Raw genomic sequence first — 19,752 nt, forward strand, 5'->3', positions numbered from 1 at the left:
TCTCACCCTGTGTACTGGACGAAAATCTTGGTGTAGGCGTATGCGGACTGGGAGACGCCGCTGCAGGAGTCGGCGTCGGAGCCGGACCCGCAGGCCCGGTCCCGGTTGATCGACCAGAACGTCAGCCGGCCGATGTGGTGCTGCTGCGCGTACGACAACATGGTCTGGAAGTCGGCCGTCGTGACCGTCTCGTCCGCCTCGTCGGTCTTGCCGTTCATCGAGGAGAGGCCGATCCGGGGGTAGGCGTCCGCGTCGCTGTAGCCGTACGCGCTCTTGACCTTGGCCTTCAGGCCCTCCATGGCGCTGACCGTCGCGGCGCCCATCGTGCCGGTGTGGCCGCCGAAGTCGAACGGCATGATCGTCCAGACGTCGTTGTCCAGCCCGGCCGCCGCGCCGCGGTTGATGAGGTCGGTTCCGGTCGAGTCGGGCCCGCTCGGCGTCGTGCCCATCGTGATGATCGTCTTTATTCCGGGGTTGTTCGTCTTGACGATCTTGAGGGCGTCCACGACGCGCTGCCGCACGCTCGCGGTGGAGAACTCGGTGTCCTCGATGTCGATGTCGATGACCTTCAGGTTGTACGCGTTGATCACCTTCTGGTACGCGCCCGCGAGTGCGGACGCGCTGGAGCACTTCTCCCCGAGCTTGTTGCCGCTCCAGCCGCCGAACGAGATGACGACGTCGCCGCCGGCCGCGCGGATGGAGTTGATCGCCGCCTGGTCGGACCCTCCGGTGAGGGCGCGGTCACCGTCCCACTTGGGGTTGCAGGTGCCGTCGGAGAGCATGAAGGCGAGGGTGAACCACTTGACGCCGGTCGCGGTCATGACGCTGGTGGGCGACTGCGGGTTGCCCCAGCCGAGGTACTCGTACGGAGCGACCGCCATGGAGGGGCCGCCCGGGTCCGGCGTGACGACGGTGAGCTTGTCGACGTTCGGGCCGCCTGTCGTCGTCGTGGCGGTGGCGCGGATCGTGTTGGCGCCGGCGGTGAGGGTGACCGGGACGGAGGCGTCGGACCAGGTGTCCCAGTTCGCCGTGGCCGGGTAGGACGTCGACCCCACCGAGGTCCCGTTGACCGTGATGGTCATCGGGCGGTCGGCGGTCGTGCCGTTGGCGTACCGGAACGTCAACGTCGCCGGCCCGGCGGAGGCCGCGTCGACCGTCCACTGGATGTAGCCGCCGGTGGTGTTGACGTAGTCGACGAACCCGGTGCCGGTGTACCCGGTGTGGTTGGTCGCCACCGACGCCTGCGACAGCGTCGCGTTCTCCGCCTGGTACACGGCCGACGCCGCCTGCGCGGGCGACGCCATGGAGCCGAGTGCCCCGGCCAGGGCGACGCCGAGGACGCATGCGAATAACTTGCGCACGTGACACTCCTGCTGGTTGGGGGGTGACCCGGGCCCCGTACGCGTTCCGTACGGGGACTAGGGCCGGGTGTCAGCTGATGGCGATCCGGAAGATCTTGTCCGCGCCGTTGGCGGCGCCGCCGTTGTTGTCGGCGTTGGTGGTGGTCAGCCAGAGCTGGTCGGCTCCGGGAACCTTGACCACGGTGCGCAGCCGGCCGTACGCGCCGACGTAGTAGGCGGTCGGGGTGCCGACGTTCTCCGTGTCACCGGTGATCGGGATCCGCCAGAGCCGCTCGCCGCGCAGCGCGGCCATGTAGATGACGTTGCGGACGATCGCGATGCCGCTCGGCGACGCCGTGCTCACCGACCAGGTCTTCTTCGGGTTGGTCATGCCGGAGACGCTGCACGTGCCCTCGCAGGTCGGCCAGCCGTAGTTGCCGCCCGGCTTGATCAGGTTGAGCTCGTCGACCGAGCTGTTGCCGAACTCGGCCTCCCACAGCCTGCCGTTGCGGTCGAAGGCCAGGCCCTGCGGGTTGCGGTGGCCGTAGCTGTAGACGAGCGTCCCGAACGGGTTGCCCGGAGCGGGGGTGCCGTCGGTCTTCATCCGCAGGATCTTGCCGTTGAGCGAGGTCGTGTCCTGGGCGAGGCTCGACGTCTGCGCGTCGCCGGTGCTCGCGTAGAGGTAGCCGTCGGGGCCGAAGGCCAGCCGGCCGCCGTTGTGGTACTTGTTCTTCTTGATCCCCTGGACCAGGATCGTGTAGCCGCTCAGCGAGGTGCCGTTGTAGGTCATCCGGACGATCCGGTTGCCCTCGGACGCGGTGTGGAAGAAGTAGACGTAGTGGTTGGACGCCCAGTTCGGGTCGACCGCCACACCGAGCAGGCCGCCCTCGCCGCCGGTCGTCTGCACGTTCGGCACGGCGCCGACCTGGGTCCTCGCCCCGGCCAGGGTGACCTTGAAGACCGTGAACTGGCCGGAGGTCACCTTGTCGTCCCGCTCGGTGGCGAGCGCCGTCTGCCCGTCGGGCATCCAGTGGAGGCCCCACGGGATCGTCCAGCCGGAGGAGACGGTGGTGACGGCGGACGGCACGCCGCCGTCCGCGGCGCCGCAGGCCAGGGTCGTGAAGCTCACCGCGTTGCTCGCGGCGGAGGCGTTGCCCGCCGCGTCCAGGGCGACCACGGTGAGCGAGTACGGCGTGTCGCAGGCCAGGCCGGTGACGGTGGTGGAGGTGGCCGGCGGGTTGCCGGTGACCGTCTTGTACACCGAGGTCCCGCTGCGCACCTCGTACGAGGTGACTCCGACATCGTCCGTGGACGCGGTCCAGGCGAGGTCGGCGCTGGTGGCGGTGACGGTCGACCGGGTCAGCCCGGCGGGCGCGGTGGGCGGCTGTGTGTCAGTGCTCGCCAGAGTGGTGCAGGCCACCGTCGGGCTGCCGATCGACACGTTGCCGGCCGCGTCCCTGCCGAACACGGACAGGCGGTACTGCGTGTTCGGGGTGAGGCCGGTCAGGCTCGTCGAGGTCTGGCTGCCCGGCGCCTCGGCCAGCTTGTTGCCGTCGTTGTAGATGTCGTACGCGACGACGCCGACGTTGTCGGTGGAGGCGCCCCAGCTCAGGATCAGTCCGGTGGTGCCGATGTCGCCGCAGGTCGGGGTGCCGGGCGTGGTGGGCGGCTGGGTGTCGCCGCCGGACGTGGCCGCGACGGTGAGCTTGTCCACGTTCGGTCCGCCGCCCGCCGTGGTGGCCGTGGCGCGGATCGTGTTCGCCCCCGCGTTCAGGTTCGCGGTGACGGTGTCGTCGGCCCAGGTGTCCCAGTTCGCCGTGGCGGGGTACGACCTCGCCCCCGCGGAGGTCCCGTTGACCGTGATGTCCATCGGCCGGTCGGTGGTCGTGCCGTTGGCGTACCGGAACGTCAGCGTCGCCGGCCCGGCGGAGGCCGCGTCGACCGTCCACTGGATGTAGCCGCCGACGGCGTTCACGTAGTCGACGAACCCGGTGCCGGTGTACCCGGTGTGGTTCGTCGCCACCGACGCCTGCGACAGCGTCGCGTCCTCGGCCTGGTGGACCGATGAAGGAACGGCGACCGTCACGTCCAGGTAGTCCAGGTTGGGGTTGCCACCCGCCGATGTCGCGGTCACCCGCAGCGTGTTGGCGCCGTCGTTCACGTTCGCCGTCACGGTGGAGTTCGCCCAGGTGTCCCAGTCGGTGGTCGCGGCGAACGACCGGTTGGCCGACACCACGGCGCCGTTCACCGCGACGTCGGCCGTGCGGGCGGCGCCCGTCCCGTTGGAGTACCGCAGCACCAGCGTCGCGGTGCCCGCTCCGGACGCGTTGAAGGTGAACTGGGTGTAGCTGCCGGCGACGTTGTCGCCGTTGACGAACCCGGTCCCGGAGTATCCGGTGTGGTTCGCCTCCACGGCCCCCTGCGAGATCGAGGCGTTCTCCGCCTCGTAGCGGGTCGCGGCGGAGGCGGGCCACGAGACGACGAGCTGTAAGCCGGCCACGGTGGCCAGCGAGGCTAAGAGGATCAACGGACGACGGAGGCTTCGGGGGAACACCGTGACGGCCCTCTCCGCCGGACCACGCGCCCCGGCTCCCCCGAGCGGACGCGGGCCCAGCTGATCATGACAGGACACACAAAGGTTAGGAAAGGTTCCTAACTTTGTGACTGCTATGGGAACAGCGCGGGCCGTTCACAGTCAAGGCCCAAATTTGTCGCGCCTTGACCGACCAGGTCAGGGCATACCACGCCTTGACACGCTCTTGCACACGATCAGTGACCTGGGATAAGTCGTAGCGCTATGAGTGGATTCAAGAAATTCCTGATGCGAGGGAACCTCGTCGAGCTAGCGGTCGCCGTCGTCGTCGGCGCCACCTTCAGCGGCCTCATCCAGGCCCTCGTCGCCGACCTCATCACGCCGCTGATCGGCGCGGTGACCGGCGGGAAACAGCCCGACTTCTCCGCGTACTCGTTCACGATCAACGGGAGCGAGTTCAAATACGGCGACTTCGTCAACCATGTGCTGACGTTCCTCATCATCGCCGCGGTGATCTACTGGCTGGTCGTCATGCCGATGAACCGGCTGATCAGCCTGTTCGACCGGAACAAGGAGACCACCGAGAAGGAATGCCCCGAGTGCCTGAGCACGATCCCCGTCAGGGCCCGCAGGTGCGCCTTCTGCACCGCCGAGCTCACCCCCGCCCCCGAGTCCTCCCCCGCCTGATCGCGTGTACGGCCGCCGCACCGGCAGCACCGGTGCGGCAGCGTCCTTCCCCGTCCTCCGTCCTCCGCCGTACTTTTCCGTCCCCCAGCCCGTCCTCCGTCGTCCCTTGTCGTCCTTCGGCGTCCCCAGCCGTCCCCGCCGGCCTTTCGGTGGCCGGAGTCGTCGCTCGGGACGGCCTACGAGGCCGTGTCCGGTTTGACTTGGAGCGCACTCCAAGGGCGAACCTGGAGGCATGACGATCCAGGAGGCCGCACGCAGATCCGGTCTGAGCGCGGACACGCTGCGCTACTACGAGCGGATCGGGCTCATCCACGCCGTGGGCAGGAACGGCAGCGGGCACCGCGACTACGCGGAGCACGACCTGGGGTGGCTCGACTTCCTCACCAAGTTGCGCTCCACCGGTATGTCGATCGCGGACATGTGCCGCTACGCCGAGCTGCTCCGCGCGGGCGCGCACACCGCCGGCGAGCGGCGCCTGATGCTGGAACGGCATCGCGAGAAGGTCGCGGCCAGGATCGCCGAGCTCACCCAGGACCTGTCGGCCCTGGACTACAAGATCAAATCCTATCGGGAGACGACATGATCAAGCGCACGCTCGGAAACGGCGGCCTGGAGGTCTCGGCCCTCGGCCTCGGTTGCATGGGCATGTCCGAGTTCTACGGCCCGGCCGATGAGATGGAGTCGATCGCCGTCATCCACCGCGCGCTCGACCTGGGCATGAACTTCCTGGACACGGCCGACATGTACGGCAGCGGGCACAACGAGCAACTCGTCGGCCGGGCCGTCAAGGACCGCAGGGACGAGGTCGTGCTGGCCACCAAGTTCGGCATCAGGCGCGAGGGGGGCGTCAGCTCCATCGACAACACCCCGGAGTACATCAGGGCCGCCTGCGACGCCTCCCTCCAGCGGCTCGGCGTCGACCACATCGACCTGTACTACATGCACCGCCGCAACACCGACGTGCCGATCGAGGAGTCCGTCGGCGCGATGTCCGAACTCGTACGGCAGGGCAAGGTCAGGCACCTCGGCCTGTCCGAGGTGAGCGCGGAGACCCTGCGCGCGGCGAACGGCGTCCACCCGATCGCCGCCCTGCAGAGCGAGTACTCGCTGTTCACCCGCGGTCTGGAAGCGGAGATCCTTCCCACCGCCCGCGAGCTGGGCGTCGGGCTGGTCGCCTACTCCCCGATCAGCCGCGGCATCCTCACCGGCACCGTCCCACCGGCCGAGCAGCTTCCCGACGACGACTTCCGCAAGTGGGCACCGCGCAACCAGGGCGAGAACGCCGCGCACAACGCCGCCCTGGTCACCGAGATCAGGAAGATCGCCGAGTCGGCCGGGATCACCCCGGCCCAGCTCTCCCTGGCCTGGCTGCTCGCACAGGGCGAGGACATCGTGCCGATTCCGGGCACCAAGCGGCTGAGCTACCTGGAGGAGAACGCCGCGGCCGCCGGCATCACGCTGACGCCGGACCAGTTGGCCGCGCTGGAGTCGGCCGTACCCGCTGACGCGGTGCGCGGCGCGCGCTACCCGGACATGAGCCGCATCGAGTCCTGAGCGCGTCCGCGTTCATCAGGAGCGTCACCTTCCTGATGGCGGTCGGGAGCCGGAGGCGCGTGCCGTGACCCCCGTCCGGCCGGCCGGATCGACCGGATCGACCGGATCGGCCGAAACGCCCACGCCGACTCGCGGGGGCTTCCGGCGGGCGTGAATCATGGTCGATGCACACCGTGTCGATGCACACCGTGTCGATTCGCAGCGTGTCGATTCGCAGCGTGTCGATTCGCAGCGTGTCGATTCGCAGCGTGCCGACTCGCATTCGGTGATTCACGTCGCGCCGGAAGCACTCGCTTGTTTCAGGCCGTCACCGGGGTGTCGCCGGTCGTGCTCCACCCCGCCGTACGGCCATGATCGGTACGGCTAGACCAGCCAGGCGGTGGTGTCGGCGGGGAGCAGGTCACCGTCGAGGGGGCCGCTGGCGAGCAGGACGGACTCGTGCGGCGGCAGCCGTACGGGATCGGGGCCGAGGTTGACGACGCAGGTCACGCCGGAGTCGCGGGTGAAGGCCAGCACCCCATCGCCCGAGGGAAGCCACGTCAGCGTGCCGTCGCCGAGCCGCTCGCGGCGCACACGCAACGCGGCCCGGTAGAGCGACAACATCGACCCGGGATCGGCCTGCTGCGCCTCGACCGTGAGGTCCTTCCATCCGGCGGGCTGCGGCAGCCACGGCTCGCCGGTGCTGTACCCGAACGGCGGCTCGGCGCCCGACCACGGCAGTGGGACCCGGCAGCCGTCCCGGCCGGGAACGGTGTGCCCCGAGCGATGCCACATCGGGTCCTCGCGCAGGTCACCGGGGATGTCCTCGACCTCGGGCAGCCCCAGCTCCTCGCCCTGGTAGACGTAGACGCCGCCGGGCAACGCCATGGCGAGCAGCGCCGCCGCCCGCGCCCTGCGCCGGCCGAGTTCGAGGTCGGACGGAGCGCCGTCCTTGCGGTCGCCGTTGTCCCACGAGGTGTCGGCCCTGCCGTACCGGGTGACGGGGCGGGCCACGTCGTGGTTCGACAACACCCACGTCGCGGGCGCGCCCAGCGGCACGTGCGTGGCGAGGGTCATGTCGATCGCCCGGCGCAGCGCGCCGGCCTCCCACGCGGAGGACATGAAGTCGAAGTTGAAGGCGGTGTGCAGCTCGTCGGGCCTCAGGTACCTGGCGAAGCGTTCCTGGTCGGGAAGCCACACCTCGCCGATGAGAATCCGCGCCGAGTAGGTGTCGCAGACCCAGCGCCACTCCCGGTAGATCTCGTGCACCCCGTCGTGGTCGGTGTACGACTCCTCGACGCTGTCAAGGTCCTTGACGAGCACGGCGGCCGAGTCGATGCGGATGCCGTCCACTCCCCGGTCGAACCAGAAGCGCAGGACGTCGAGGAACTCCTCCCGTACGGCGGGGCTGGTCCAGTTGAAGTCGGGCTGCTCCGGCGCGAAGAGGTGCAGATACCACTCTCCGTCGGGGACCCGGGTCCACGCCGGACCACCGAAGATCGACTGCCAGCCGTTGGGCGGGGCGTCGCCGTTCCCCCGGCGGAACCAGAACCGCTCCCGGGCCTCCGAACCGGGACCGGCGGCCAGCGCCTCCTGGAACCAGGCGTGATGGTCAGAACCGTGGTTCGGCACCACGTCGACGATGATCCGGATGCCCAGGGCATGGGCCTCCTCGATCAGCTTCTCCGCCTCGGCCAGCGTGCCGAAGACCGGTTCGATGTTCCGATAGTCGGCGACGTCGTACCCGCCGTCCGCCATCGGCGAGGGATACCAGGGGTTGAGCCAGATCGCGTTCACGCCCAGATCGGCGAGGTACGGCAGGCGTCCCCGCAATCCGGCCAGGTCACCCGTGCCGTCGCCGTTCCCGTCGGCGAAGCTGCGCAGGTACACCTGGTAGATCGCGGCGCCACGCCACCATTCTTCGGATTGTGGAGTCGTCCCCCGAGAGGCACTGCCGGACATGCTGAATACAACTCCTCACACAGAGAGATACCTGGCCGACGCGCGAGGGCGCGTCAGCCCTTGAGGCTTCCGGCGGTGAGACCGGCCATGATGCTGCGCTGGAAGAAGAGGAAGACCACGATGGCCGGGATGCTCGCGATGACGAGCGCGGCCATGAGCACGTTCTGCGGCATCTGCGCCGATAGGGAGGCGATGCCGACGCTGATCGGCATCTTGTCGGAGTCCGGCTGCACGAGCAGCGGCCAGACGAAGTCCTTCCAGACGTTCATCACCGACAGGATGGACACCACGCCGATGATCGGCCGGGACACCGGCAGCACGATCGACCACAGGATCCGCGCGGGAGTGGCGCCGTCCATCTCGGCGGCCTCCAGCAGCTCCCGGGGGATCGAGTCGAAGAACCGCTTGAGCAGGAAAATGAAGAACCCGTTGGCGGCGGCGGGCAGCCAGATCGCCCAGGGCGTGTTCAGCAGGTTCCAGCCCAGGATCGGCAGATCCTTGACCGTCAGATACGCGGGCAGCAGGATCACCATCGGCGGGATCATCAGCGTGGTCAGCATGAGGCCGAGGACCGCCTTGCCGAGCACCGGCCGCAGCTTCGACAGGGCGTAGGCCGCCGACACGTCGACGGCCAGCGTGAACAGCCAGGCGCCGGCCGCGTAGACGACCGTGTTGCGAAGGAACAGCCCCAGGTCGAGCTGGTCCCACGCCTCCTTGTACACGTCGAAGTTGATCGACTCGGGGAAGAGCGACGGCGGGATCTGGGCCAGATCCTCCGGTGACTTCAACGCCCCGGTGACCATCCAGTACAACGGGAACAGGAAGATCACGGTGAAGCTCACCACGACGGTGACGAGGACGATCCAGTAGATCACCCGCCCGCGCGTGGTGTTCAGCGTGTGCGGCGAGATCAGGCCGCGGAATTCGCGTTCCGGCTTCCTGCCCGACCGGCGGGATCGGCGTGCCGCCTTCCTCTGGCCGGAGGCCGGCGGCGGGACGAGCCGAGCCGGTCGGCCCGACCGGACACCAGTGCCTGACGACTGAGCTGTGCTGTTCGACATCGGTGCCACTCCCTCCTAGTTCTGGTTGTCCCGCGAGACGCGCAGGTAGACGGCCGAGAACACCATCAACACGATCATGAGCATGAACCCCAGCGCGCCGCCGCCGCCGAAGTTCCCGAAGCTGAAGGCGTACTGGTACATGAGGTAGGCGACGGTGACCGTCGCGTTCTCCGGCCCGCCTCCGGTGAGCAGGTACGGCTCGATGAACACCTGCATGGTCGCGACGACCTGGAGCAGCAGCATCACCAGCAAAATGAGCTTGGTCTGCGGGATCGTGACGTGCCATACCCGCCGGAACAGTCCGGCGCCGTCCAGCTCCGCCGCCTCGTACAGGTCGCTGGGGATGCTCTGCAGCGCCGCGAGATAGATCAGCGTGCCGGTGCCGAGGTTCATCCAGGTGGAGACGATGACCAGGGAGATCAGCGCGGTGTCCGTGGAGTCCAGCCAGCTCAGGCCGGGCAGGTGCACCAGGTCCAGGATCTGGTTGAACAGCCCGGGGCCCGGGTCGTAGAACCACTTGAACAGCAGGACCGCGACGGCCGGAGGCAACATCACCGGCAGGTAGACGACGAACCTGAGGTACGCCTTGGCGTGCCGCAGCTCGTTGAGCACCAGGGCGATCACGAACGGAACGGCATACCCGACGATCAGCGCCAGCAGGGTGAACATGGCGGTGTTGATCCAGGCCGGACCGAACGCCGAGTCCTCCATCACGGTGCGGAAGTTGTCGAGCCCGACCCATTCCGGCGAGGAGACGAAGTTCGTCTTCTGGAAGCTGAGCAGGAACTCCCGGACCATCGGGTACCAGGAGAAGAACGCGAAGCAGATCAGCGCCCCGCTGAGGAACCCGTACGCCGTCAGGTTGCGGCGCACGCCACGCCGCACCGCCCCCGGCGTGCGGCGCCGTGATCCCCTCACGGTCATTGTGGTCATGGGTTGAACTCCTGATCTCGACGTGACCGGTGGGGTGCCGGCTGTGGGGACCGGCACCCCGGAGCCAGGAAGTGTCCTGTGGATCTTCGCCGTGGCGAGGAGCGGTCAGAGGGACCCGACGCCGCCGCGAGGTTGCATCTGGGCGACCGCGTTAGGCCGGGAAGGCCCACGGGACACGACCTGATCTCAGCTGGACTTCGCCAGGATGTTGTTGACCTTCTTCTCCGCGTCGGAGAGCAGCTGGTCGATGTTGGCGTCCTGCCTGGTCAGCACCGCGGACATCGCCGTGTCCAGCACCGCGTAGATCTCCTGGGCCTTGGGCGGCTCCAGCTTGAACTGGACGTTCGCGGCGCCGTCGACGTAGGGCTGGAAGTGATCCACCGGAACCGTCGCGAACTGCCTGCGCTGCTCGTTGATCTTCGTTCCGGGCGCGGCCGAGCCGTACAGGTCCGTCTCAGGAAGGCCCACCGGCAGACCGTCGGCCTTGGCCCGCTCATAGTTGAACTGGCCCTGGCCGGGCGTCAGGAACCTGTACTCCAGCCACTGCAGGCCGGCCTTGATCTGCTCGGGCGTGGCCTTCGGATTGAACATGTAGCCGTCGCCACCGCTGAGCGACGACGTCGCCTCCGGCAGCGAGGTCACGCCGTAGTCGTCGAACTTGCCCTTGAAGTCGTTGTTGACGGCCTTCACGACGTCGGGGGCGCCGATCATCATGCCGAGCTTGCCGCTGCCCATCATCCGCATGAGGTCTTCCCAGCGGAGCAGCTGCTTGGTGCCCATGCTGTTGTCGGTCCAGCGCATCTGCTTCAGGTTCTCGAGGACGGCCTTGCCCTCGGGGCTGTTGAAGGCCGCCTGCTTGCCGTCGGCGGTAACCACCTCGCCGCCGCGGCCGTAGAGGGAGGAGGTGAAGTGCCAGCCTCCGGTGTTGCCGGCGCTGTACTCGCCGTACCCGACGTAGCCGGTGCCCAGCGCGGCGATCTTCTTGGCCGCCTCCTGCACCTCGGCCCAGGTCTTGGGCGGGTTGTCAGGGTTTAGACCCGCCTGGGTGAAGAGCTTGCGGTTGTAGACAAGCCCCGTCGAGTAGTTGGTCCTCGGGATGCCGTAGATCTTCTCGCCGCTCTTGAAGACGCCGAGGACGTCGGGACGCATGTCCTTCAGTGTGGTGACGGTGTCGACGTACGGCGAGATGTCGGCCGCCTGACCGTTGGCGATGATCTTCTGGACGTCGGTGTAATAGACGTAGAAGAGGTCCTCCATCTCCCCGCCGGCCAGCTTGGCCTGGAACGTCTCGGGGACGATGCAGGGGAAGGCGTCCTTGCTTTCGATCGTGATGTTCGGGTGCAGCTTCTGGAACGCCGCGACGTCGGCGTCCCACTGGCTGCGCTCCTTCGGGTTGCTCTTCGGCGGCTGACAGCCGACCGTGATCGTCACGGGGGCGTCGGCGGCGGGAGCCGCGGAGCCCTGCGACGACGCGGCCTTCGGGGTGTCGCCGGCGTCGCTTCCGCATGCGGCGACGCTGAGGGTGATGCCTGCGGCCAGCAGTATCGAGAGGTTGCGGGTTTTCATGAATGTTCCTTCCTGGAACGGCGCGCCACGACCCGAGCCGGACAGTTGCGAGAAACATACAGAGGCATACAGAACCCAGCAAGACTCATGCGTTCATGATGCAAAAAAGTGACAGTGCACCTCACGCCATCGTCGGGAAACATCCGTCCAGGGCATACGGCGCGCTTGGGACGAGGCCGAAGCTCGGCAACGCGGACACGGCGCGGCGGCGGGAAGACGGACGCGGACCGGCGTCGACCCGTGCAAACCGTCCAGCCGACACGAGCGGACGCGGGGGGACGCGGGGCGGCCCCGGCCCCGGCCCCGGGCCCGGGCCCAGTGCGACAGCTCTGCTACGGGGCGCCAGGTCCGGCACGGGGCGCGGCGCGAGAACGGCCTGGGCCCGGTGACCTGGAACCAGAGGGGTCCGGCCCGGGAGGCCAACCCCTGGAGGGCGGCGCGAGAGGCTGATCAGGGAGGGCGGCCCGAGAGGCCAACCCCTGGAGGGCGGCCCGGGAGGCTAACCCGGGAGGGCGGCCTCGCGGGGCGCGGGCGCGCTGGAGGAACGCACCACGAGCTCGGGCTCGAAGAGCAGCTCGTCCGCCGGGACGGCGACGGCGTCTATCTGCGCCACGAGCAGGTCGACGGCGGCGCGGCCCATCGCGTCGATCGGCTGCCGCACGGTCGTGAGCGGCGGATCCGTGCAGTTCATCAGGGCCGAGTCGTCATATCCCACGACGGAGACGTCCTCGGGGACCGACAGCCCGGCCCGCCGGGCGGCGCGGACCGCCCCGAGGGCGAGCACGTCGCTGGCGCAGATGATGCCCGTGATCCCACGGCGTACCAGACGGGCCGCCGACGCGTGACCTCCCTCGATGGAGAACATGGCGTGCTCGATGTCCTCGGGGACCACGTCCAGGCCGTTCGCGGCGGCGAAGGCACGGAACGCGGCCAGCTTGCGCCGCGAGGGGACGTGATCAGGCGAACCGAGCAGCATGCCGATGCGGCGGTGCCCCAGGGCCAGCAGGTGGCCGAGCGCCATCTCGGCCGCCGCCACGTCGTCGCACGAGACCTGGGGGAAGCGCAGGTGGTCGACCGCGGCGTTGACCAGCACGATCGGGAGCCGGCGCTCCAGCACCCGCGCGTAGTGCTCGTGCGATGCGTTGCCCTGGGCGTACTGCCCGCCGGCGAAGACGATGCCGGAGACGTGCTGCTGGAAGAGCAGATCGACGTAGTCGGCCTCGGACACGCCGCCGACGGTGCGGGTGCACAGGACCGAGGTGAACCCCTGCTGCGCCAGCGCACCCCCGACCACCTCGGCGAACGCCGGGAAGATCGGATTCTGCAGCTCCGGGAGGACCAGGCCGACGAGGCGGCCGCGGTCGCCGCGCAGTTGCGTCGGCCGCTCGTACCCGAGCACGTCGAGCGCGGTCAGGACCGCCTCCCGCGTGGCGTCGGAGACGCCCGGCTTGCCGTTGAGGACACGGCTCACCGTCGCCTCGCTGACGCCGACCTTCTTGGCCACTTCCGCAAGCCGTCGTGTCATGGGCGCAAGCATACGACAAATCGCGTAAATACTTGCAACAACTTGCGCTGCCCGGCCACTCAGCTCGTACGGCATGGCCGGGAGGGGGCCTGCGGCGGTCCCCTCCGCGCCCGGACAGCCGGGCACGCGGTCACGGCGGACACGCACGAGAGGGAGCACAGGAACCGGGAGCGAACCGGGCGCGAACCGGGAGCGTTCCCGGCATGACGAGCGCCACGAGCGTCGCGGCCTGTCGCGCGCGCAGGATATTGCTAGTTTGCGTCGAAATATTGCGCAGTACTGTAGACGACCTTATGGTGTGGGTGACCTTGGAGGCGCGCCGGTTCCAGCGTCCACGGCGCCTCTCCCGGATCTCCGAGCAGAAAGGGCTTTGGTCCAAAGGAATGGCGGGTCCAAGGAGCGACCAGGTCAGCGGGGGCGGGCCGTCGACGAGCGGACCACGAGCTCGGGCTCGAAGAGCAGCTCGCCGGCGGCGACGGCGGTCCCGTCGATCTGGCTGACCAGCAGCTCGACCACGGCCCGGCCCATCGCCTCGATCGGCTGCCGGATGGTCGTGAGCGGCGGGTCCACACAGTTCATCAGCGCCGAGTCGTCGTACCCGATGACGGACAGGTCGTCCGGCACCCGCAGGCCGCGCCGCCGCGCCGCGCGGACCACGCCGAGGGCCAGCGGGTCGCTGCCGCAGACGATGCCGGTGACCTCGCGGCCGAGCAGCTTGAGCGCGGCGGCGTGGCCGCCCTCCAGCGAGTGCATCGTGTGCTCGACCAACTCGCCGCCGGACGCCCGGAACGCCTCCAGCTTGCGTACGGACGGCATGTGGTCCGGCGGACCGACGACCAGGCCGATGCGCTCGTGTCCGAGGGCCCTCAGGTGGCCGACCGACTGCTCCACGGCGATCGTGTCGTCACAGGAGACGCGGGGGAACTCCCAGTGGTCGGCCGCCGCGTTCACCAGGACCGTGGGCAGGCGGCGGTCGATCAGCCTGAGGTAGTGCTCATGCACCATCCCCGCCTGCGTGTACAGGCCACCCGCGAACACCACGCCGGACACCTGCTGCTGCAGCAGGAGATCCACGTAGTCCGCTTCGGAGATCCCTCCGACCGTACGGGTGCACAGGACGGGCGTGAACCCCTGTTGGGCGAGCGATCCGCCGACGACCTCGGCGAACGCAGGGAAGATGGGGTTCTGCAGCTCCGGGAGCACGAGGCCGACCAGGCGGGCGCGCTCGCCGCGCAACTGGGTGGGCCGCTCGTATCCGAGCACGTCGAGCGCGGTCAGGACCGCCTCCCGCGTGGCGTCGGAGACTCCTGCCTTGCCATTGAGGACACGACTCACCGTCGCCTCGCTCACCCCCACTTTTTTGGCAACTTCGGCAAGTCGTCGCGTCATGGGCGCAAGCATAGGACGGGCAAAGCCAGTACTTTACGATCTTCGCGTTTGTAAGCGCGTTGTAAGGGATCCGCAAGGGGGCGTTCCTAATGTCGCTCCTCGTCAAAGATCACTAGGAAGGCACGTAATGAGCATCGTCAGGAACTCCCTCGCCGTCGTCGCGGCGTCTACCCTTCTCGCCCTGACCTCGGCCTGCGGCGGCGCCGACAAGGTGGCCACCTGCACGGAGGCGACCAAGGCGATGACCGACTACCAGACCGCCGCGGCCGCGGCCGGCGCCAACTTCGACAATCTCAACAAGGCGACCGCGGACTTCTCCGCCAAGCTCAAGGAACTCGCGGGCAAGGCCGACGGCGACCTGCAGAGCGCCCTGCAGAAGGTCGGCGACTCCTTCGCCGAGCTCAAGATCGACCCGTCGGACCCCGCCGCGGCGACCAAGGTGACCGAGTTCGCCAAGAAGGCGTCCGAGGGCGCCCAGTCGTTCGCGGCCGCCTGCGCCTGACGTTCCGGGCCCAGACACCGGGTCGGACGCTTCGGGTTCGACTGCGGGTTCGACGCCGGGCCGGACACTCCGGTTTGGACACCCCGAGAAGCCGCCGCGCCCCCGTGGTGCGGCGGCTTCGCCATGCCGGGCCCCGCGCTCCGCCGCCAGAGCCCCGCACTACGCCGCCAGAGCCCCGCACTACGCCGCCAGAGCCCCGCGCTCCGCCGCCAGAGCCCCACGCGCCCGGCCCACGCGACACCGGGACCACCGGCGCCGGGAGCCGTGGAGTGCGGGTCAGTACTCCAGACCCCAGTCGTGCGGCCCCACCAGGTAGGCGTCCCGTCGCCGCAGCAGCCACCCGTCGGCGACCAGGACGTCCAGGCTGTGCCGTACGAACTCCTCGGGGAGATCGGCCAGCCGTGCGATCTCGGCCACGGTGGCCGCGCGCCGGTCGACGTTCAGCGCGGCCACCGTCTCGTACACGCGCATGTCGGCGTCGGACACGCTCTGGACGTCGGCGAGCGGGCGGACGGCGCCGGCGTCCTGGCCGGAGACGTCACCGGCCAGCTCACGCGGCGTCCTTCTCGTGGCGATCTTCCCCATGGTGGTCACCTCTCGCGGGCTCCACTGCGCAGGCGCCCAGGATCCACGTCCCGTTCGGGATAACGCTTGAGGTACTCCCCCTCCAGTTCCCGCGTACGGGACGTGTGGCGTTCCAGCGCGTCGTCTGATCCGTGCAACAGGGCGTCGGTCCGGGTCTCGTGGAGATGCCGCATCTCGCGGAAGAGATCCTCGTCGTCGAGATCCCGGGGGTCCACACCCATCATTCCGGTCGTCATCACATCTCCCTCAGACCTCGGTCGGCTTGTCCCAGCGCTCATCCGGCATGCCGTCGGAGGCGCGGGCGTTCGCCGGATCGGTTTCCGACGGTGTGTGCTCCTCGGCGAAATCCGGCTCGTAGTCGATCTCGGTGTCCCGCCAGAACCCGTTCACGATGTGCTGCTCACGGTCGTTTTCGCGTCTCATGCCGCCCCCCTGCCCGGCATGGCGGCACCCATGCGTACGGCGCGGATCCGCGTCCTCGCGCGCACCGCCGCCGCCCGCGCTCTCCCGATCGCTGAACGAGCCTTCTCAGCAAAACCCGGCCACCTGGTGACAAATAACCGGATTGGGTATCAACCGCTTGATGCGTACATGGGCTCGCATCATCGCTCAAACGGGGGAATTATGGCTGAAACACCCAAGAAGAAGGCCGCGAAGTCGACGGGCAAGGCCAAGAAGTCGGCTATCAAGCAGGCACGCTCGGCCAAGCAGTCCAAGAAGTCGACGGGTTCGACAAGCTCCATGGAACAGCGGCCGACGACCGAGAACGAATAGCTCACCGAAGGGCCGGGCACCTCATCCGGGCCCGGCCCCGGACGCGCCACGCCGTGGGCGTCCCGGCGCGACTCCGGCGCGAACCCCCGGCCGCCCGGCGACGCCGCCGCCGACGTCCCAGCGTGACCATCCCGGACACCGGGCGAGGCGTCATGTCTGGATATTTCCGCTTTCCTACGATCTTCCGCGACGTGATCGTCTTCGCGTGCGAAGACGATCTGTGGATGGTGCACGCGGACGGTGGCCGGGCCTTCCGCCTCACGGCGGGGGTGGCGGAGGCTGCGTATCCCCGGTTCTCCCCCGACGGCACCCGGATCGCCTTCGTCGGCCGGGAGGAGGGACCGGAGGAGGTCTACGTCATGCCGTCGGACGGAGGGGCGACGCGACGGGTCACCTTCCACGGCGCCACGTCTGTCGTGACCGGCTGGGACCCCGCCGACGCGATCGTGTACGCGAGCGACGAGTGCCAGCCGTTCGACGGATACCGCTGGCTGCACCGCGTCCATCCCGGCCACGTCCCCGAGCGCCTGCCGTACGGCCCGGCCGGCACGATCTCGTACGGGATGCCGCTGCCGGGGCAGGCGCGGTACGGCATGGTGCTGGGCCGCAACACGGCCGATCCCGCGCGCTGGAAGCGCTACCGGGGCGGGACGGTCGGCGACCTGTGGGTGGACCTGTCCGGGAGGGGCGCCTTCCAGCGGCTCATCCGGCTCCCCGGGAACCTCGCGTCACCATGCTGGGTCGGCGACCGGATCTACTTCCTCTCCGATCACGAGGGGATCGGCAACGTCTACTCCTGCACACCCGAGGGCGAGGACCTGCGGCGGCACACCGATCATGACGACTACTACGCGCGCAACCTGTCCTCCGACGGGCGTCGGCTGGTCTACCACGCCCATGCCGCCGTCTACCTGCTCGATCCCGCCACCGGCGAGTCCCGGCAGGTCGAGGTGCAGCTCGGCAGCTCGCGCACCCAGCGCAACCGCAGGTTCGTCCCGGCCGCCGAGTACCTGGACACCGCGACGCTCAGCCCCGACGGCAGCGGGCTGGCCGTCACCGCCCGGGGCAAGGCGTTCTCCTTCGCGAACTGGGAGGGCCCGGTCCGCCGGCACGGCGAGCAGGACGGCGTCCGGTACCGCTTCCTGACCTGGCTGAACGACAGGCGGCGGCTGATCGCGGCGGCGAGCGACGACGGCGACCGCGAGGTCCTGGTCATCCTCACGGCGGACGGGGAGACGGAGCCGGTCCGGCTCGACTCCGCCGACACCGGACGGGTGAGCGGTCTCGTGGTCTGCCCCACCGGCGACCGGGTGGCGGTCACCAACCACCGCAACGAGCTGCTCGTCGTCGATCTCGACGACGAGCCCGGCGTACGCGTGACCGAGGTGGAGGCGAGCCTGTTCGGGGCGATCGAGGATCCCGAGTGGTCGCCGGACGGATCATGGCTGGCCTACGCCTGCCCGATCTCCCCCCAGGCGACCGCGATCAAGCTGTTCCACGTCGAGACCGGCGAGACGTTCCCGGCGACGATCCCCCTGCTCGTCGACCACCGGCCCTCGTTCGACCCCGGCGGGCGCTACCTCTACTTCATCGGGCAGCGGGCGTTCAGCCCCGTCTACGACGAGCTCCAGTTCGATCTCGGCTTCCCGCTCGGCACCCGCCCGTACGCGATCACGCTGCGGCCCGACGTGCGCTCGCCCTTCGTGCCCGAGCCCCGGCCGCTCGGCGAGACCCCGGCGGAGACGGGCGGCGAGACCAGGGAGGGCTCCGAGCCGCTGGTCATCGAGACCTCGGGCCTGACCGACCGGATCATCTCCTTCCCTGTCCCCGAGGGCCGTTACAACCGGATCGCGGGACTCCACGGCAAGGTGATCTACACGACGTCCCCGATGCTCGGTGGCCCGGCCGTCCTGCGCTGCTACGACTTCGCCAAGCAGAAGGCGGAGGTGCTCGTCACCGGGCTGACCGACTTCCGGCTCGGCCGTGACCGGACCACGCTGCTCTACCGGGCGGGCGACCGGCTGCGGGTCGTCAAGGCGGGCGAGGAGCCGCCGGACGACGACACGCCGAGCCGTACGAGCGGGTGGATCGACCTGAACCGGGTCAAGGTGTCGGTGGCCCCGGACGCGGAGTGGCGGCAGATGTTCCGCGAGGCGTGGCGGTTGCAGCGGGAGCACTTCTGGGACGAGGACATGGCCGGGATCGACTGGGAGGCGGTCTATGACCGCTATCTCCCCCTCGTGGACCGGGTGACCACCCGTGGCGAGTTCTCCGACCTGCTGTGGGAGCTGCTCGGCGAGCTCGGCACCTCGCACGCGTACGAGACCGGCGGCGAGTACCGCGAGCGGCCGCACTACTGGCAGGGGAAGCTCGGGGTCGACTGGGCCTACCGCGACGGCCGATACGTCATCGCGCGGATCGTGTGCGGCGACCACTGGGATCCCGACACGACCTCGTCGCTCAACCGTCCCGGCGTCGACGCACGGCCGGGTGACGCGGTCATCGCGATCAACGGGCAGCCGCTCGGCGTGCAGACCACACCGAACCAGCTCCTGGTCAACCTCGCCGACGAGGAGGTGGAGCTGACCGTCGAGCGGGACGGCGAGACCCGCACCGTGATCGTGCGGGCCCTCGCGGACGAGACGCCCGGCCGGTATCGCGACTGGGTCGCCGCCAACCGGCTCCTCGTGCACGAACGGACCCGGGGCAGGATCGGCTACATCCACATCCCGGACATGGGCCCGCACGGCTTCGCCGAGTTCCACCGGGGATTCCTGGCCGAGTACGACCGCGAGGGCCTGATCATCGATGTCCGTTTCAACGGCGGCGGCAACGTCTCCGCGCTGCTGCTGGAGAAGCTCTCCCGCAGGCGGCTCGGCTACGACTTCCCGCGCTGGGGCGTGCCCGAGCCGTACCCGCCGGAGTCGCCGCGCGGGCCGCTGGTCGCGGTGACGAACGAGTGGGCGGGATCGGACGGCGACATCTTCTGCCACACGTTCAAGCTGCTCAAGCTCGGGACGCTGGTGGGCAAGCGGACCTGGGGCGGGGTCGTCGGCATCTGGCCGCGGCACCACCTGGCGGACGGCACGGTGACCACGCAGCCGGAGTTCTCCTTCGCGTTCGACGACGTCGGCTGGCGGATCGAGAACTACGGCACGGACCCGGACATCGAGGTGGACATCACGCCCCAGGAGTACGCGCTGGGCGTGGACAGCCAGCTGGAGGTGGCCGTCGACGTCGCGCTCGAACGCCTCGCCATGTCGCCGCCGCACACCGCGAATCCGGCCGACCGTCCCCGGCCGGTGACGCCGACGTTGCCGCCTCGCGCATGACATTTGTCCTATAAAAGCCAGGATCAGTCG

The 19,752-nt window shown here is 69.1% G+C and carries 17 protein-coding genes; 6 read left to right on the forward strand and 11 right to left on the reverse strand.

Annotated elements, in window-relative coordinates:
• Nucleotides 1-2 precede the first annotated feature (2 nt).
• Both IMZ11_RS00790 and IMZ11_RS00795 read right to left on the reverse strand, forming a co-directional pair.
• A complete protein-coding gene (locus IMZ11_RS00790; protein ID WP_228636776.1) occupies nucleotides 3-1,361 on the reverse strand; it encodes a carbohydrate-binding protein in 1,359 nt (452 codons plus the stop codon).
• A gap of 70 nt (nucleotides 1,362-1,431) precedes the next feature.
• Complete coding sequence (locus tag IMZ11_RS00795) at nucleotides 1,432-3,867, reverse strand: PQQ-dependent sugar dehydrogenase (protein ID WP_228636777.1); 2,436 nt, start codon at nucleotides 3,865-3,867, stop codon at nucleotides 1,432-1,434.
• Nucleotides 3,868-4,137: 270 nt separating this feature from the next.
• On the opposite strand from IMZ11_RS00795, the gene mscL reads away from it, so the two are divergent.
• The 3 genes from mscL to IMZ11_RS00810 all read left to right on the forward strand — a co-directional run bounded on the left by mscL (nucleotide 4,138) and on the right by IMZ11_RS00810 (nucleotide 6,114).
• Complete coding sequence (gene mscL / locus IMZ11_RS00800) at nucleotides 4,138-4,560, forward strand: large conductance mechanosensitive channel protein MscL (protein ID WP_061254950.1); 423 nt, start codon at nucleotides 4,138-4,140, stop codon at nucleotides 4,558-4,560.
• A gap of 232 nt (nucleotides 4,561-4,792) precedes the next feature.
• A complete protein-coding gene (locus IMZ11_RS00805; protein ID WP_228636778.1) occupies nucleotides 4,793-5,143 on the forward strand; it encodes a MerR family transcriptional regulator in 351 nt (116 codons plus the stop codon).
• Nucleotides 5,140-6,114, forward strand: a complete 975-nt coding sequence (locus IMZ11_RS00810) for an aldo/keto reductase (RefSeq protein ID WP_228636779.1) — start codon at nucleotides 5,140-5,142, stop codon at nucleotides 6,112-6,114. Before IMZ11_RS00805 ends, IMZ11_RS00810 begins: the two co-directional genes overlap by 4 nt.
• 363 nt (nucleotides 6,115-6,477) lie before the next feature.
• Here IMZ11_RS00810 and IMZ11_RS00815 read toward each other — a convergent pair whose 3' ends face one another.
• The 6 genes from IMZ11_RS00815 to IMZ11_RS00840 all read right to left on the reverse strand — a co-directional run bounded on the left by IMZ11_RS00815 (nucleotide 6,478) and on the right by IMZ11_RS00840 (nucleotide 14,529).
• Nucleotides 6,478-8,055 carry a glycoside hydrolase family 13 protein gene (locus IMZ11_RS00815; RefSeq protein ID WP_228636780.1) on the reverse strand — a complete coding sequence of 526 codons (1,578 nt, stop codon included), beginning with the start codon at nucleotides 8,053-8,055 and terminating at the stop codon, nucleotides 6,478-6,480.
• 53 nt (nucleotides 8,056-8,108) lie between these two features.
• A complete protein-coding gene (locus IMZ11_RS00820) occupies nucleotides 8,109-9,116 on the reverse strand; it encodes a carbohydrate ABC transporter permease (protein WP_082776766.1) in 1,008 nt (335 codons plus the stop codon).
• Between the two features lie 15 nt (nucleotides 9,117-9,131).
• The gene (locus IMZ11_RS00825) at nucleotides 9,132-10,049 is read right to left on the reverse strand and encodes a carbohydrate ABC transporter permease (protein ID WP_228636781.1); all 918 of its coding nucleotides are present in this window, start codon (nucleotides 10,047-10,049) and stop codon (nucleotides 9,132-9,134) included.
• Nucleotides 10,050-10,235: 186 nt separating this feature from the next.
• A complete protein-coding gene (locus tag IMZ11_RS00830; RefSeq protein WP_228636782.1) occupies nucleotides 10,236-11,615 on the reverse strand; it encodes an ABC transporter substrate-binding protein in 1,380 nt (459 codons plus the stop codon).
• Between the two features lie 499 nt (nucleotides 11,616-12,114).
• Nucleotides 12,115-13,140 carry a LacI family DNA-binding transcriptional regulator gene (locus IMZ11_RS00835; RefSeq protein WP_228636783.1) on the reverse strand — a complete coding sequence of 342 codons (1,026 nt, stop codon included), beginning with the start codon at nucleotides 13,138-13,140 and terminating at the stop codon, nucleotides 12,115-12,117.
• Nucleotides 13,141-13,548: 408 nt separating this feature from the next.
• The gene (locus tag IMZ11_RS00840) at nucleotides 13,549-14,529 is read right to left on the reverse strand and encodes a LacI family DNA-binding transcriptional regulator (RefSeq protein ID WP_061254957.1); all 981 of its coding nucleotides are present in this window, start codon (nucleotides 14,527-14,529) and stop codon (nucleotides 13,549-13,551) included.
• A gap of 127 nt (nucleotides 14,530-14,656) precedes the next feature.
• Between IMZ11_RS00840 and IMZ11_RS00845 the strand changes: the two genes are divergently transcribed.
• Nucleotides 14,657-15,031 (forward strand): hypothetical protein, encoded by a 375-nt coding sequence (locus IMZ11_RS00845; protein ID WP_228636784.1) that lies wholly within the window; start codon nucleotides 14,657-14,659, stop codon nucleotides 15,029-15,031.
• Nucleotides 15,032-15,307: 276 nt separating this feature from the next.
• Here IMZ11_RS00845 and IMZ11_RS00850 read toward each other — a convergent pair whose 3' ends face one another.
• From IMZ11_RS00850 to IMZ11_RS00860, 3 genes are read right to left on the reverse strand one after another with little or no spacing between them, the layout of a single operon-like run.
• Nucleotides 15,308-15,616, reverse strand: a complete 309-nt coding sequence (locus tag IMZ11_RS00850; RefSeq protein ID WP_228636785.1) for a hypothetical protein — start codon at nucleotides 15,614-15,616, stop codon at nucleotides 15,308-15,310.
• Between the two features lie 5 nt (nucleotides 15,617-15,621).
• Entirely contained in the window at nucleotides 15,622-15,852 is a 231-nt protein-coding gene (locus tag IMZ11_RS00855; RefSeq protein ID WP_061254960.1) for a DUF6158 family protein, read from the reverse strand.
• Nucleotides 15,853-15,862: 10 nt separating this feature from the next.
• Nucleotides 15,863-16,039, reverse strand: coding sequence for a hypothetical protein (locus IMZ11_RS00860; RefSeq protein WP_228636786.1), 177 nt, complete (start codon nucleotides 16,037-16,039; stop codon nucleotides 15,863-15,865).
• An 18-nt stretch (nucleotides 16,040-16,057) separates the two neighbouring features.
• On the opposite strand from IMZ11_RS00860, the gene IMZ11_RS00865 reads away from it, so the two are divergent.
• Complete coding sequence (locus IMZ11_RS00865; protein ID WP_228636787.1) at nucleotides 16,058-16,390, forward strand: hypothetical protein; 333 nt, start codon at nucleotides 16,058-16,060, stop codon at nucleotides 16,388-16,390.
• A gap of 152 nt (nucleotides 16,391-16,542) precedes the next feature.
• Nucleotides 16,543-19,722, forward strand: a complete 3,180-nt coding sequence (locus IMZ11_RS00870) for a S41 family peptidase (RefSeq protein ID WP_228636788.1) — start codon at nucleotides 16,543-16,545, stop codon at nucleotides 19,720-19,722.
• The last annotated feature ends 30 nt before the right edge of the window (nucleotides 19,723-19,752 follow it).

Origin of the sequence: Microtetraspora sp. AC03309, from assembly GCF_020826795.1 — a bacterium.
In the GTDB taxonomy this organism is placed as follows: domain Bacteria; phylum Actinomycetota; class Actinomycetes; order Streptosporangiales; family Streptosporangiaceae; genus Microtetraspora; species Microtetraspora glauca.